This is a genomic window from Gammaproteobacteria bacterium, from assembly GCA_009845905.1.
Taxonomy (GTDB): Bacteria; Pseudomonadota; Gammaproteobacteria; order Steroidobacterales; family Foliamicaceae; genus Foliamicus.
The window spans coordinates 755,329-769,289 of sequence record VXYS01000004.1 but is presented as its reverse complement, the minus strand read 5'-3'; the positions used below and the strand labels follow the sequence as shown (position 1 = coordinate 769,289).

Genomic DNA, 13,961 nt, shown 5'->3' with positions numbered 1-13,961 from the left:
GATGACCAGTGACCTTCCGGTGCGGGTGCAACGCACCAACCTCGTCGTTGCCGACCTGGAGCGCGCGTACCGCGTCTACCGGGACATCCTGGGCTTCAAGCTGGATTTCACGCTGGGACATCGCCCGGAGTCATACTCATTCGTGGTATTTCAGATTCCACGCGAAGCCACCACGGGGTTTGCCGCGCTCAGTTCCAAAGACCAGGTGCGCAGCCTGGCGCTGACCGAGATCAAGGGCGTGGAACTACCCGAGCCCAACCTGCCCAGCAGCCACGCGCTGGTCCTGGAGGTGGACGATATCGATGGCGTTCTGGAGGCCGCGCGCGCCGAAGGCCTGCACGTTTTTCCGGAGGAAACGCTGCGCACGCACGACGGCCGCGTGGGGCGCGAGATCGGCATGCTCGATCACGACGGCCACCTGATCGTGCTCTATTGCATCCTGCAATCGTAGTCTGGGAGCGAGGTCGTCCCGACCTCCCGGAGGGCGAGACGCCCTCTCTCCCGGGGTAGCGTTGAATACCGTAGCGAAACTCGCTCAGGATCCGGACTTCATCCGGCTGCGCCGCCTCCAGCGGCGCTACGCGTTCACCATCGCCGGCAGCGTGGTGGCGTTCTACGTCAGTCTGGGCGTGACGATGGCCTTCTGGCCGGAGGTGCTCGACATCCGCCTCGTGCCCGGACGCTGGATCACCGTCGGGCTGGTCTGGAACGTGCTGGGCCTGCTCGGCTGGTTTGCCGCCACGGCCACCTATGCGGCGCTCAGCACGCGCCGGCTGACGCCCTTGCGCGCCAGGGTCAGGGAGCGTCACGGGTGGAACAACTCCGATGGCGCCTAACGCCACGTCCATCCTCACGTTCGTCCTGATCCTCGGGGCGTCGCTGCTGATCACCTGGCAGGCGGGACGGCGCACGCGTTCGTCCTCGGAGTTCTACGCGGCTTCGCACTCGGTGGGCGGCTTCAGCAACGGGCTGGCGATCGCCGGGGACCACCTCTCGGCCGGAACGCTGCTGGGAGTGACCGCCGTGATCTATACGGACGGATACGACGGCCTGATCTACATGACGGGCGGGGCGGTCGGCTATCCGCTGTTGATGTGCCTGCTCGCGGAACGGCTGCGGAACCTGGGCAGCTACACGTTCGTGGACGTGCTGTCGGCGCGTTTCCGCGAGGCCTCGATCCGTGTGCTGGCCGCCACCGGGACGCTGGTGGCCGCGGTCCTGTACCTCATTTCGCAGATGGTGGCGGGCGGGGCGCTGTTCGAGGTGCTGTTCGGCATTCCGTATCCCTGGGCCGTCGCCATGGTGGGCGGCCTGACCGTGCTCTACGTAAGCGTCGGCGGCATGCTGGCGACCACCTGGGTGCAGATGACCAAGGCCGTGCTGCTCATGTTCTCGATCCTGGTGCTGCTCGCCCTGCTCATGCTTAATCTGGGCGAGGGCCCGTTATCGCTGCTGGAGTCGGCGGCGCGCGTCCATCAGCGGGGCGAGGACTGGCTGAGCCCGGGACAATTCCTGCCGGACAGGATCTCGATCTTTGCGTTCGTCCTGACCGGCATCGTCGGCATGGTCGGTCTGCCGCATCTGCTGATGCGCTTCTTTACGGTGCCCGACGCCCGGCAGGCGCGCCGGTCCGCGGTCTTCGCCACGGGCTACATCGTGACTTTTTCGCTGCTGCTCTGGATTACCGGGCTCGGCATCGTCGTGCTGCTGGCCGGGAACACGGAAATCCTGGACGAGCAGGGAGGCATGATCGGCAGCACCAATATGGCGATCATGCACGCGGCGCGAATCATCGGCGGCAACGTGCTCTTGGGATTCATGGCTTCGGTGGCATTCGCGACGCTCCTGGCGGTGGTTTGCGGACTGGTGCTGGCGGCCGCCGCGGCGCTGGCGCACGATCTCTACAGCGGGGTCTACAAGCGCGGCCGCGTCGACGACCGTACCGAGGTCCGGGCCTCGCGGATCAGCGTTGTGGCGCTGGGCGTGCTGGCCGTGGCGCTGGGAATACAGTTTCAGGGACAGAACGTCGCCTACCTGACCGCGCTCGCCTTTACCGTGGCCGCCAGCGTGAATACGCCGGCGCTGGTCGCGGCGCTGTTCTGGCGCGGCGCGAGCGCGCGCGGCCTGATCCTCGGAGGCTGGGTGGGGATGGTCGTTTCGGTGGTCTTGCTGGCGCTGAGCCCGGCCGTCTGGGAAGGCGCCCTTGGTCTTGAGAACGCGCCGTTCCCGTGGATTTACCCCGGACTGTTCTCGATACCGGCCGCGGCGCTGGTAATCGTTGTAGTATCGCTGGCAGACCGCAGCCCCGAGGCGATGCTGGGGCGCCGGCGTTACGATGAATTGCTGGCGCCGTCCGTGCTTGGGCGGCGGGATACACCCGTGATACGGCACTAGTGCACCAGGAGGCGAGCATGCCGGACTTGACAAGGGCGGACGTCGCGGCGATCTACCATTCCCCGCTGCTGGACCTGGTCTACAGGGCGGCGACCGTGCACCGCGAGCATCATGCGCCGGGCGAGGTGCAGCTCTGCACGCTGCTTTCGGTCAAGACCGGCGGCTGCCCCGAGGACTGCGCCTATTGTCCGCAGGCGGCCCGATACCACACCGGTATCGACCGGCACGGCCTGCTGGATCTGGACGCGGTGCTGGAAGCCGCGCGTGAAGCCAGGGAAGCGGGGAGCACCCGCTTCTGCATGGGCGCCGCCTGGCGCGAAGTGCGCGACAACCGTCATTTCGACGAGGTGCTGGAAATGGTGTCCGGCGTCCGCGACCTGGGCCTCGAGGTCTGCTGCACGCTGGGCATGCTCACCGAATCGCAGGCCGAGCGCCTCAAGGAAGCGGGCCTGTACGCCTACAACCACAACCTCGATTCCAGCCGCGAGTTCTACCCCGAGATCATCGGCACGCGCACCTATGACGATCGCCTCGAGACCCTGGTCAACGTGCACAAGGCCGGCCTGTCGGTGTGCTGCGGCGGCATTATCGGGATGGGCGAAACGGTCGATCAGCGCATCGACCTGCTGCACACGCTGGCCACGCTGCCCAGCCCGCCGGAGTCGGTCCCGGTCAACGCGCTCGTCCCCGTGCCCGGAACGCCCCTTGAGGACTGCCCGCCGGTCTCCACCTGGGAAATGGTCCGGATGATCGCGAGTGCGCGCCTGCTCATGCCCAGGGCCATGGTGCGCCTGTCCGCCGGGCGCTCGCGCATGAGCGCCGAGCAGCAGGCCCTGTGTTTCCTGGCCGGCGCGAATTCGATCTTCACCGGCGAAAAGCTGCTCACCACGCCGAACCCCTCGTTCGACAGCGACGAGGGGTTGCTCGAGCTGCTGGGCCTCACCCCCAGAGAACCGTACACGCAGCAGGATACTCACGCGGCTGCATGAGCGCTGCGATACGGCGCGCCATAAGGGAGGCGCTCAGGGAGCGCGAAAAGGCCGGCTTGCTGCGCAGCCTGGAGACGGCGCCCGGCGGTATCGACTTCTGTTCCAACGACTACCTGGGCCTGGCCCGGGACCGGCGCCTGCGCCGAAGGATCGCCGCGCTCGCCGCCGATGGCGCCGCGCCCCAGGGAGCGACGGGTTCCCGGCTCATTTCGGGCAACCACCCGGAAATCGAGGCGCTGGAGGACCGGCTTGCCGGTTTCTATTCGTCCGAGGCGGCGCTGGTTTTTTCCAGCGGCTTCGCCGCCAACCTCGGGTTGCTTGCCAGCCTGGGCGGACTGGTGCAGACGCTGATTTGCGACCGCCTGCTTCACGCCAGCGCTATCGACGGGGGCCGCCTCAGCGGCGCGAAGCGGGTGATCTTCGCGCACAACGACATGCGCGACCTCAACGCCAGGCTGGGCGAAATGCATTCCGGGGAAACCGCCGCGGTGGCGGTGGACACGGTCTATTCGATGGACGGCGACTTTGCACCGCTCGAGGAAATCGCGGATCTGGCCGAAGAACATGATGCCGCGGTCGTGGTGGACGAGGCGCATGCCAACGGCGTGCTGGGGCCCGCGGGCCGCGGCGGCGCGGTCGCCGCCGGGCTGCAGGACCGGGTGCTGGCCCGCGTCGTGACTTTCGGCAAGGCGTTGGGGCTGCAGGGCGGCGCCGTGCTGTGTTCGAAGGACCTGCGCGATTACCTCGTGAATTTCGCCCGTTCGTTCATATTCTCCACGGGGGTTTCGCCGCTCTGGGCGGCAAGCGTGCGGACCGTTTACGAACTGCTTCCGGAACTGAATGCGGAGCGTGAGCAATTGCTGGGCAACGTCTCCTATTTTCGCGAGCGCGTGGCGGAGTCCGCGCAGCCATGGCTGCCGAGCGAGTCCTGGATCCAGTGCCTGCGCGTTCCCGGCGCCCGGCGCATAACGCGCGTTGGCGGCATTGTTCGCAGCCGCGGGCTTGCCGCGCTGCCGATTCGCGCGCCCACCGTTCCGGCGGGCGAGGAGCGAATCCGGGTGTGCCTGCACGCATACAACACCAGAGAGGAAATCGACCTGCTGTTCAGCGCCGTGGACGAAGCGCTGCGTTAGCGGCCCTGGGAGCGTGGGCAAGTGGATATAATTTTCCGCCCGCAGCCACCACCGGTAACGTCCCATGAAAAACATTCTCGCTGTTTGCGCGCTGGCCTTTGCCGGCGCAGCCTTTGCCACTACCGCCCCGCTTGATGCCGGTTCCACCGCGCCGGACTGGACCCTTCCGGGCTCTGATGGAAACGAGTACTCCCTGTCCGAGCTCCGCAGGGACGGCGCCGTGGTGCTTGCCTGGTTCCCAAAGGCCGATACGCCCGGGTGCACAAGAGAATGCCAGTCCTTGACCAGGAACGGCGACAAGATCCGCCAGTTCAAGGTCAGCTACTTCATGATCAGCATAGACCCGATTGAGGACAACACGGCTTTCGCACAGAAGTATGGCGCCGACTTCCCGATCCTTTCCGACGAGTCGAAGGAAGTGGCCGAAGCCTATCAGGTAATGAGTTCCTACGGCTTCGCCAGTCGCCACACGTTCTACATTGGCGCTGACGGACGGATTCTCGAAATCGATCGGAACGTCAATGCCGATACGGCTGCCGAGGACATTGTCGCCACCCTCGAACGCCTGGGCGTGGAGAAACGAGCCGCACCCGAATCCGCTGCCGGCCGCTAGCCGGGTCGCGCGCTGCATCAGGCCGCGCGGCTCGCAGTGCGATTTGCGATTGCGGGCATCGGCACCGGCGTCGGCAAGACGCTGGTGGCGGCGCTCTTCGTGGAGCGCCTGGGGGCCGCCTACTGGAAACCGATACAGGCCGGCGGCCTGGTGCATACGGACACCGACGAGGTTCGCCGGCTGGTAACGCTCAGCCGCGCCCGCTTCCTGCCCGAGGCCTACAGCCTGCATGCGGCGATGGCGCCGGACGCCGCGGCGGCCCAGGAGGGCGTCACCCTGCGCAAGGAGCGACTGCGCATGCCGGACGTGGAAGGCCCGCTGGTGGTGGAACCTGCCGGCGGCGTGCTCGTGCCGGTGGCCGATGGCCTGCTCAACGTCGATCTTCTGAAATACTGGAACCTGCCGGTGGTGGTTGTTTCCAGCTACTACCTGGGCAGCATCAATCACACGCTGCTTACGGTGGAGGCACTCAATTCGCGTGAACTGCCGCTGGCCGGCATCGTATTCAACGGCGAGCGGAACGACCATTCCCGCGGCGTGATCCTCCGCGAAACCGGATTGAAGTGCCTGCTCGATCTTCCCAAGCTGCGCCAGCCGGTAAGCCCCAGGCAGGTAAAGACCTACGCGGCGAGAATCGACCTGTGAACGACCGCCTGTCCGCTGCCGACCTGGATTTCGACCGGCGGCACCTCTGGCATCCCTACGAATCCATGCGGAATCCCACGCCGGTCTATCCGGTGGCATCCGCCCGCGGCGTGCGCCTGACGCTGGCCGACGGGCGGGAGCTGATCGACGGGATGTCGTCGTGGTGGTCGGTAATCCACGGTTACAACCACCCTGCGCTGAACCGCGCGGCGCGCAACCAGATATCGCGCATGCCGCATGTGATGTTCGGGGGTCTCACGCACGCCCCTGCAATCCGTCTGGCGCAACGGCTGGTCGAACTGACTCCGGGCGACCTGGACCGGGTCTTTTTTTCCGATTCGGGGTCGGTGGCCGTGGAGGTGGCGATCAAGATGGCCCTGCAGTACTGGCGCGCTCGCGGGGTGGAGAGCCGGACGCGGTTGCTGACCATACGGGGGGGCTATTACGGCGACACTTTCCAGGCCATGTCGGTCTGCGATCCGGTGACCGGCATGCATCACCTGTTTTCCGGCGTCGTTTCCGAACAGCTGTTCGCCGACAGGCCGGGCGTTCGATTCGGCGAGTCCTGGGACCCGTCCGACCTGGATTCGCTGAAGGACCTGGCGGACGGGCACAACGACGAGATCGCCGCGGTGATCCTGGAACCGATCGTGCAGGGCGCCGGCGGTATGCGCTTCTATCATCCCGAGTTTCTCAAGGGCGCCCGCGAGCTGTGCGATCGTCTGGGGCTTCTGCTGATCGCCGACGAGATCGCCACCGGGTTCGGTCGCAGCGGCGAACTGTTCGGCTGCGATCACGCCGGCGTGGTTCCCGACATCATGTGCGTGGGCAAGGCGCTCACCGGCGGTTACCTGAGCCTGGCGGCCACGCTGGCGCGGCCGCACGTCGCCGAGACGATCTCGGCCGCGCCCGGCGCCGCCGGCGTGCTGATGCACGGCCCTACGTTCATGGCCAATCCGCTGGCCTGCGCGATCGCTGCGGCAAGCATCGATCTGCTGATGGACTCGCCGTGGCGGAAGCGGGTGGCGCGGGTCGAACGCGAACTGCGCCGGGGCCTAGCGCCTTGCCGCGACCTGGCCCAGGTAGCGGACGTGCGCGTGCTCGGCGCCATCGGCGTGGTCGAGATGCGCAAGCCGGTTAACGTGGCGGAGATCCAGCGCCGCCTGGTGGAGCGCGGCGTATGGGCCCGGCCGTTCGGCAGGCTGGTTTACCTGATGCCGGCCTACGTGATGTCCGTGCAGGACCTGAGGCGCCTCTGCGCCGCCGTCTGCGAAACGGTCTCCCTGGAGCACGCATAGCCCGCCTTTACGCGCTCCCATTGTGCCGGGAGACGCATAAACCCATCCATGGGGCTTGATCCGCCATCCATGGCTCCTATACTCCCGGCACAATGGGAGCGCGTAAAGGCTAACGCTCCGGGAAACAATTGCCATGAGTGAAGAGCTGTTGTACGAAAAGGACGGGGCTCTGGCCCTGCTGACGATCAATCGACCTGACGAGCGCAACCTGCTGGGCCGCATCGGCGACGGCGCCTTGTTCGAGAAGGCGGCCGATCGAATTCAGGCGGATTCCGAAGTGCGTTGCGCGATCCTCACGGGGGCGGGCCGTGCATTCTCGTCCGGCGGCGACGTCAAGGCCATGCGCGACCGCAGCGGCGCGTTCGAGGGCGGGTCCGCGGAGTTGCGCGAGAGCTATCGCAACGAGATACACCGCATGATCCGCGCCCTGTGGAACCTGGACGTGCCGCTGATCGCGGCGGTCAACGGGCCCGCGATCGGCCTCGGCAACGACGTGGCCTGTCTGGCCGATATCCGCCTGGCCTCGGAGAAGGCGCTGTTCGGGCAGACCTTTCTCAAGCTGGGCCTGATTCCGGGCGACGGAGGCGCATGGATCCTCCAGCATCTGATCGGCTATTCGCGCGCCGCGCAGCTTTTGCTTACCGGGCAGCTCATCAATGCCGAAACGGCGAAAGACTGGGGGCTGGTCAGCGAAGTCACCTCGCCCGGAGAGTTGCTGCCGCGGGCTCGCGAACTCGCCGGCGAAATCGCGCTGCAGCCGCCCGTGGCGCTGCGGATGGCCAAGCAGCTATTGCGCGCCGGCAGGCAGGACCGGTTCGAGTCGGTCATGGAAATGTCCGCGAACCTGCAGGGAATTTTGCAGCGCACCCGGGACCACGACGAGGCGGTGGCCGCGTTTTTCGAAAAGCGCCCGCCCAGGTTTACGGGGGAATGAGCGCCTGCGGGAGACCGCGAAGCGCCTAGTGGCTGTGTCCGTGGCCGTGGTCGTGTAACGCACCGGCCTCAACGAAGTGCAGCGCGTAGGCGAGGCCGATACCCACCAGGAAGACGATGATCAGCTTGAAACGGTCGTGGGTATGAAAGTGAATTTCAGGCAACACGTCGCTTAGCGCCACACACAGGAAGGCGCCGGCGGCAAAACAAAGCACGTAAGCTGCCAGCTCGCCTCCACCCGTGGGCGCCAACTGAGTGCCCAGCCAGAAAGTGCCCAGAGCCACCACCGGGCAGAGTAGTGCAAAAGCGACGTTCACGATGTTGCGGGTTCTGCGCCGGTAGCCGGCCGAGCGCATGACGCTGAGAATCGAGTAGGCGTCCAGGGGCTTGTGCAGCAGGATGGCCAGGAAAACGCCGAGTCCCGGCAGCGCCCCGATCGCCGTTGTGTGCACGCTCTCCTGGACGCTGGCCCCCAGTGCGACGCCCTCGGTGATCGTGTGAATGGCAAGGCCGAAAGCGATTCCGGCCACGCTGCTGGCGCCGATCGCGGCCGGAGCGTGCGCCTGACGATCCTGCAGGGCCTGCGCTTCGCTGCTGAAATCATGCTGGTGAAACCGGAAAATACGCTGCAGTGCGACCATGAAAATGATGCCCAGCGCGGTCCAGAGCATGCCGTGCTCGATCTTCTCGGGGCCGGGCATCAGCTCCATGCCATGCGGGAGCAGGTGAAACAGGGCGATTCCCAGGATAAAGCCCGCAACAAGGCTCATGATGACCTGCGTGCGGGTGTGCGTCAGCGCGCCGAGGACGGACAGGCGTCCGCCGAGAATCGCGGCAGCGAAGATCGCGGGGCAGTAAACCGCAAGAAGCAGAACAGTCGGGTCCATCTGCGCGGCTATTCTACGGAAGCAGTCAACACCCCACTGCATCCGTGGCGTATAGACAGATACGTTATACCGTTTCCTTATCGCATAACATTCGAATTGCGCAGCGCCCTCTGTTGCCGCGCGCGCAAAAGTGGATCAGGAGAATTTAGATGAAATGCGGCAAGGTTTTTCCTGTAGTCGCGCTGCTGTGCATCGCACCCGCTGCATTTGGGCAGAATGAGGCGGAAGAGAATCGGTCCGAGGCGATTGAAGAGATAGTGATCGTGGGACATCCGCTGTCTGCGGACGGCTTGGCCACGCCTGCAGACGTGCTGACCGGCGAGGAGCTGGAACGCAAGCTGGGGGACACGCTGGGAGCGACGGTTGCCGGAGAACCTGGCATTCATAACGGTTCATACGGCATTGCCGTGGGCCGGCCGGTCATCCATGGCCTGGGCGGCCCGCGCGTGCGCATCATGGAGGACGGCATCGACGCCATGGACGTGTCGGTTACCAGCGGCGATCACGCGGTCACCGTGGATCCATTCATCGCCGAGCGGTTGGAGCTGCTCAAGGGTTCCGGCACGCTGCTGTACGGTTCGGGATCGATCGGCGGAGTGGTGGACACGCACACCGGACGCATTCCCCAATCCGTGCCGGACGAATTGAGCGGACGACTGGACCTGCGCTGGGCCGACAACGGAAATTCGGGCAGCGGAGCGTTCCGGCTGGACGGGGGCGCTGGCAACTTTGCCTGGCACCTCGACGGGTTCCGCCGCGAGGTCGACGACTACGAGATACCGGGCTATGCCGAATCGGCGCTGTTCCGGGCGATGGAACAACAGGAAGAACACGACCACGAGCCGCATGAAGACGAAATGGGGCATCATGAAGACGACGACCATGACGACGAAGAAGAGCACCACGAAGAGGAAGAGGAAGCTTTCGGGGTTCTGCCGGGCAGCGCGCTCGACATGATGGGTGGGGCCGCCGGCTTTTCGTTCACGGGCGAGCGCGGATTCATCGGCATTTCCGTCAGCAACCTGAATGGCGAATACGGAATACCCGGACATGCCCACGACCACGGCCATGAGCACGAAGAAGACGAACACCACGACGAGGCGGCCCACCACGACGACGAAGATCACGAGGAAGAAGAGCACGACGACGAGCACGAAGAGGAAGGCAATCCCTTTATCGACCTGAAGCAGACCCGCGTTGATCTGGAGGCGGGCCTGACGGACCCGCTGCCCGGCTTTTCGAATCTGAACCTGCGGCTGGGCGTCAACGACTACGAGCACCTGGAGATCGAGCCCTCCGGAGAAGTCGGCACGGCCTTCGAAAACCAGGCTTGGGAGGTGCGCGTTGAACTGACCCACCTCCCGGTTGGCGGCTGGGGAGGCGCTGTGGGTCTGCAGTTATCCGACCGGTCGTTGTCGGTAGTGGGCGAAGAGGCCTTTGCGCCACCGGTCGATTCACGCGCGATGGGCGTGTTCTGGGTGGGCGAAAGATCGTTCGACAGTTTTGCCATCGAGGCCGGCGCGCGCCTGGAGAACGTGGAACATGAGCCCGCGAACAGCACCGGGACGGACTTCACGACACTGAGCGCCTCGCTGGGGGCGATCGTGCCGCTGAACGATGCCTGGACCGCTACCGTGCTGACCGACTACTCGGCGCGGGCGCCGGTAGGCGAAGAATTGTTCTCCAATGGGCCGCACCTGGCCACCCGCAGCTTCGAGATCGGCGAACCCGGACTTGAGGAGGAGCAGGCGCTGAACTTTTCGGCGACGCTGCGCGGAGCGGGCCCGCGCTGGTCCATTGCGGGGACGTTGTACTACACGCAGTTCAATGACTTCATCTACCATGCCGCGACCGGCGAGGAGATCGAGGGGTTGATCGTGCGGGCGTTCGGGCAGGCCGACGCGACCTTTTCGGGGCTGGACCTCGAGGCGTCCCTGGTGCTGGCCGAATGGGGCGACGCGAGGCTGGAGGCCAGGGGATTCTTCGACACCGTGTCCGCCGACCTGGACGTGTCCGGCAACGACAACCTGCCGCTGATCCCACCGGATCGCGCGGGTATCGGTTTAGACTACAGCGCGGGCGCGTTCAGCGCGAGCGTCGACTATTCCCGGGTTTCAGATCAGAACAGTGTTGCGGATTTCGAACTTCCGACAGACGGCTACGATGACCTTCGCGCCTACGTCCGGTACGGGATCGAGCGCGGGGACACCTGGACCGAACTGTATCTGCGCGGCAGAAATCTTACCGGTGACGAACAGCGTCATCACACCTCCATCGTCAAGGACCTGGCCCCGGCGCCCAACCGCACGATCGAGGCAGGATTACGAGTGAGGTTTTAGAACTATGCACAAAGTCAGGAATTTTCGATTCGAGCGGCGGCGGTCGCTCCTGTACGCCACGGCGATCTGCGTCCTGGCCCCCGCCGGCGTACATGCGCAGCACGTCCATGGCGTTGTCGAACTTGGCGTCGTGGTTGAGGGCGGCACGGTTGCCGTCTCGCTGGATGCGCCGCTGTCCGATGTCGTCGGCTTTGAACATGCGCCGGAGAACGACGAACAGCTCGAACTCGTTCGGCGGGCTGCCGCGACCTTGTCGAATCCGGACGCGATGTTCGGGCTGGCGGACTCGGCCAGTTGCACGATTTCGGACACTTCGATTGACGGGCCGACGTACGTCCTGGAACATCTCGGGGACGACGCTGCCGGCACGGTGCTGAGCGACCACGACGCTACGCATGATTCGCACGACACGGATCACGACCACGACGAGCATGCCGAAGCGGGCGATCATGACCACGATGAGCACGACGAATCGGCCGCACACGACCACGATGAGCACGAGGAAGCCGACGACCACGACCACGATGAGCACGAGGAAGCCGACGACCACGACCACGACGATGCCGAACAGCACGCTGAAGTCATCGCAAACTACGAATGGCAATGCGCCAACGCTTCCGATCTCGACTCCCTCGCCCTGCGTTTCACGGAGAACTTCGCAGGCGTCGAAACGATCGAGATTCAGATTCTGACCTCTGCCGGTGCGCAGGTTTTGACGCTGGAGGGGCGCGCAACCTCAGTTTCGCTGTCGCGGCCCTAGGAGCCATGCCGGGCACAGCCCTCGATTCCGAGATCGCGATAGCGATTTCGGGGCTGCGCTTCGGCTATGGTTCGGGCGATGACATCCTGGCCTTGTCCGAACTCAATGTCCGGGCGTCGCAACGGGCATTTGTATACGGTCCGAGTGGATGCGGGAAGAGCACTCTCCTCGCCCTGGTCGGCGGCGTGCTGGTTGCGCGCGAGGGCGTCGTCGCCATTCTGGGCGAGAATCTCTCCGTCATGAAGAGTGCGGCCCGCGACCGGATTCGCGCCGATCACGTCGGCTTCATCTTTCAGCAATTCAATCTCGTTCCATACCTGTCGGTGGTCGAAAACGCATCCCTTCCGTGCCGCTATTCGCGGCGGCGCTTGCAGCGCGCCGTCGACGCGGACGGCTCCGTCGAAAAATCGGCGGCCCGGCTGCTTTCGGCGCTCGGCATCGGCGAGGAGCTTCGTTCGCGCAGAACGACGGATCTGAGCGTTGGACAGCAGCAGCGCGTCGCCGCCGCCCGCGCCCTGATCGGGCGGCCGGAACTGGTTATCGCCGACGAACCCACCTCGTCGCTTGACGCGGACCGTCGTCGCGAGTTCATCAGTCTGCTACTGTCCGAGGCCGGCCGGGCCGACAGCACCGTCATATTCGTCAGCCACGATGCCTCGCTCGCGACGCACTTCGACGTTGCCATCGATCTCGGGCTGAGCAATACCGCGCCGGAACCTTCCAATGCTGCATAACTTCGGCAACGCACTTTCGCTGGTTTTCAAGAGCCTGCTCAACCGGCGTGCGACGGCCATTCTGACCGTCGCATCGATTGCCGTGAGCGCCGGCCTGCTGTCCATTGTGGATCGGGTCAGGACGGACACGCAGACCAGCTTCGCCAACACGATCTCCGGCACCGACCTGATCGTAGGCGCGCGCAGCGGCGATCTGAACCTGCTCCTGTACTCGGTTTTTCGTATCGGCAACCCCACGAACAACGTCACGTGGAGCAGCTACGAGAACATCGGCGGCAGACCGGAGGTGGACTGGACCATTCCGTTCTCATTGGGCGATGCGCACCGGGGCTATCGGGTCCTCGGGACGGACCTCGGCTATTTCAGTCATTACCGGTATGCGGACCGCCGGCCGCTGGCTTTCGATGAAGGCGGTCCGTTCACTTCGGCGACCGAGGCGGTGATCGGCGCGGAGGTTGCCGAGCGGCTCGGATACGACATCGGCCGGCAAATCGTCGTGTCCCACGGACTGGCGGACACGAGTTTTCTTACCCACGACGAGGACCCGTTCACGATCAGCGGAATACTCGCGCGCACCGGCACGCCGGTCGATCGGACCGTGCATATCAGCCTGGGCGGGATGGACCTGATCCATACGGCCGGCGGCGCCGATCGCGTGGTGCCGCCAGTCGCCGGTTACGAGCCGGAGGAAATTACCGCGTTCCTGATCGGGCTCAAATCCAGGACGGCCATATTCGCGCTGCAGCGGTACGTCAACGAGTTCGAGAACGAGCCGATGACCGCGGTCATTCCGGGCGTGGCCCTGCAGCAACTCTGGGGACTGGTCCGCGTCGCCGAGTACGCGTTGCTGGGCGTGTCGGCTATGGTCGTGCTGGCCAGCGTGCTCGGGTTGCTTGCCACGCTGCTGGTCAGCCTCAACGAGCGCCGCCGCGAAATGTCCGTCCTTCGCTCCGTCGGCGCGAGGCCCGGGCACATATTTGCCTTGCTGCTTTCGGAGGCGGCAATGCTCGCCTTTCTCGGCGCGTTTTCCGGCCTGGTGCTGGTCCAGTTCGGCATCCTGGCGATACGGCAGTTCGCGCTCTCGGAGTTCGGCATTCAACTGAGCGTTCAATGGCGGGCCTTTGATCTCTATGTGCTGGCCGGTATCCTTGTCATCGCGGTTATTGTGAGCGTCATTCCCGCCTGGCGGGCATACCGGAATTCGCTCGCCGACGGCCTGACGGTAAGGCTTTAGCG

At 65.1% G+C, this 13,961-nt stretch carries 14 protein-coding genes; 13 read left to right on the top strand and 1 reads right to left on the bottom strand.

Annotated features, from left to right (window positions below; genetic code table 11):
- Position 1: 1 nt before the first annotated feature.
- The 9 genes from F4036_04930 to F4036_04890 all read left to right on the top strand — a co-directional run bounded on the left by F4036_04930 (position 2) and on the right by F4036_04890 (position 8,006).
- A complete protein-coding gene (locus tag F4036_04930; GenBank protein ID MYK37087.1) occupies positions 2–451 on the top strand; it encodes a VOC family protein in 450 nt (149 codons plus the stop codon).
- The gene (locus F4036_04925; GenBank protein MYK37086.1) at positions 432–836 is read left to right on the top strand and encodes a DUF485 domain-containing protein; all 405 of its coding nucleotides are present in this window, start codon (positions 432–434) and stop codon (positions 834–836) included. The genes F4036_04930 and F4036_04925 overlap by 20 nt, the downstream gene beginning before the upstream one ends.
- A complete protein-coding gene (gene actP / locus F4036_04920) occupies positions 826–2,394 on the top strand; it encodes a cation/acetate symporter ActP (protein MYK37085.1) in 1,569 nt (522 codons plus the stop codon). The genes F4036_04925 and actP overlap by 11 nt, the downstream gene beginning before the upstream one ends.
- Positions 2,395–2,411: 17 nt before the next feature.
- Complete coding sequence (bioB, locus tag F4036_04915) at positions 2,412–3,383, top strand: biotin synthase BioB (protein MYK37084.1); 972 nt, start codon at positions 2,412–2,414, stop codon at positions 3,381–3,383.
- A complete protein-coding gene (locus F4036_04910; GenBank protein ID MYK37083.1) occupies positions 3,380–4,516 on the top strand; it encodes an aminotransferase class I/II-fold pyridoxal phosphate-dependent enzyme in 1,137 nt (378 codons plus the stop codon). The genes bioB and F4036_04910 overlap by 4 nt, the downstream gene beginning before the upstream one ends.
- A gap of 64 nt (positions 4,517–4,580) precedes the next feature.
- Complete coding sequence (locus F4036_04905; GenBank protein MYK37082.1) at positions 4,581–5,129, top strand: peroxiredoxin; 549 nt, start codon at positions 4,581–4,583, stop codon at positions 5,127–5,129.
- 12 nt (positions 5,130–5,141) lie between these two features.
- Positions 5,142–5,774, top strand: coding sequence for a dethiobiotin synthase (gene bioD, locus F4036_04900; protein MYK37081.1), 633 nt, complete (start codon positions 5,142–5,144; stop codon positions 5,772–5,774).
- 8 nt (positions 5,775–5,782) lie between these two features.
- The gene (bioA, locus tag F4036_04895; protein MYK37080.1) at positions 5,783–7,072 is read left to right on the top strand and encodes an adenosylmethionine--8-amino-7-oxononanoate transaminase; all 1,290 of its coding nucleotides are present in this window, start codon (positions 5,783–5,785) and stop codon (positions 7,070–7,072) included.
- A gap of 133 nt (positions 7,073–7,205) precedes the next feature.
- Positions 7,206–8,006, top strand: coding sequence for a crotonase/enoyl-CoA hydratase family protein (locus F4036_04890; GenBank protein ID MYK37079.1), 801 nt, complete (start codon positions 7,206–7,208; stop codon positions 8,004–8,006).
- A 25-nt stretch (positions 8,007–8,031) separates the two neighbouring features.
- Here the strand turns inward: F4036_04890 and F4036_04885 are convergent, their stop codons facing one another.
- Positions 8,032–8,892, bottom strand: coding sequence for a hypothetical protein (locus F4036_04885; GenBank protein ID MYK37078.1), 861 nt, complete (start codon positions 8,890–8,892; stop codon positions 8,032–8,034).
- Between the two features lie 149 nt (positions 8,893–9,041).
- Between F4036_04885 and F4036_04880 the strand changes: the two genes are divergently transcribed.
- The 4 genes from F4036_04880 to F4036_04865 are packed head-to-tail and all read left to right on the top strand — an operon-like array spanning position 9,042 to position 13,959.
- On the top strand, positions 9,042–11,231 hold the full coding sequence (locus tag F4036_04880; protein ID MYK37077.1) for a TonB-dependent receptor: 2,190 nt from the start codon (positions 9,042–9,044) through the stop codon (positions 11,229–11,231).
- Between the two features lie 4 nt (positions 11,232–11,235).
- Positions 11,236–11,991, top strand: coding sequence for a DUF2796 domain-containing protein (locus F4036_04875; GenBank protein MYK37076.1), 756 nt, complete (start codon positions 11,236–11,238; stop codon positions 11,989–11,991).
- 5 nt (positions 11,992–11,996) lie between these two features.
- The gene (locus tag F4036_04870) at positions 11,997–12,725 is read left to right on the top strand and encodes an ATP-binding cassette domain-containing protein (protein MYK37075.1); all 729 of its coding nucleotides are present in this window, start codon (positions 11,997–11,999) and stop codon (positions 12,723–12,725) included.
- Positions 12,715–13,959, top strand: coding sequence for an FtsX-like permease family protein (locus tag F4036_04865; GenBank protein MYK37074.1), 1,245 nt, complete (start codon positions 12,715–12,717; stop codon positions 13,957–13,959). The genes F4036_04870 and F4036_04865 overlap by 11 nt, the downstream gene beginning before the upstream one ends.
- The last annotated feature ends 2 nt before the right edge of the window (positions 13,960–13,961 follow it).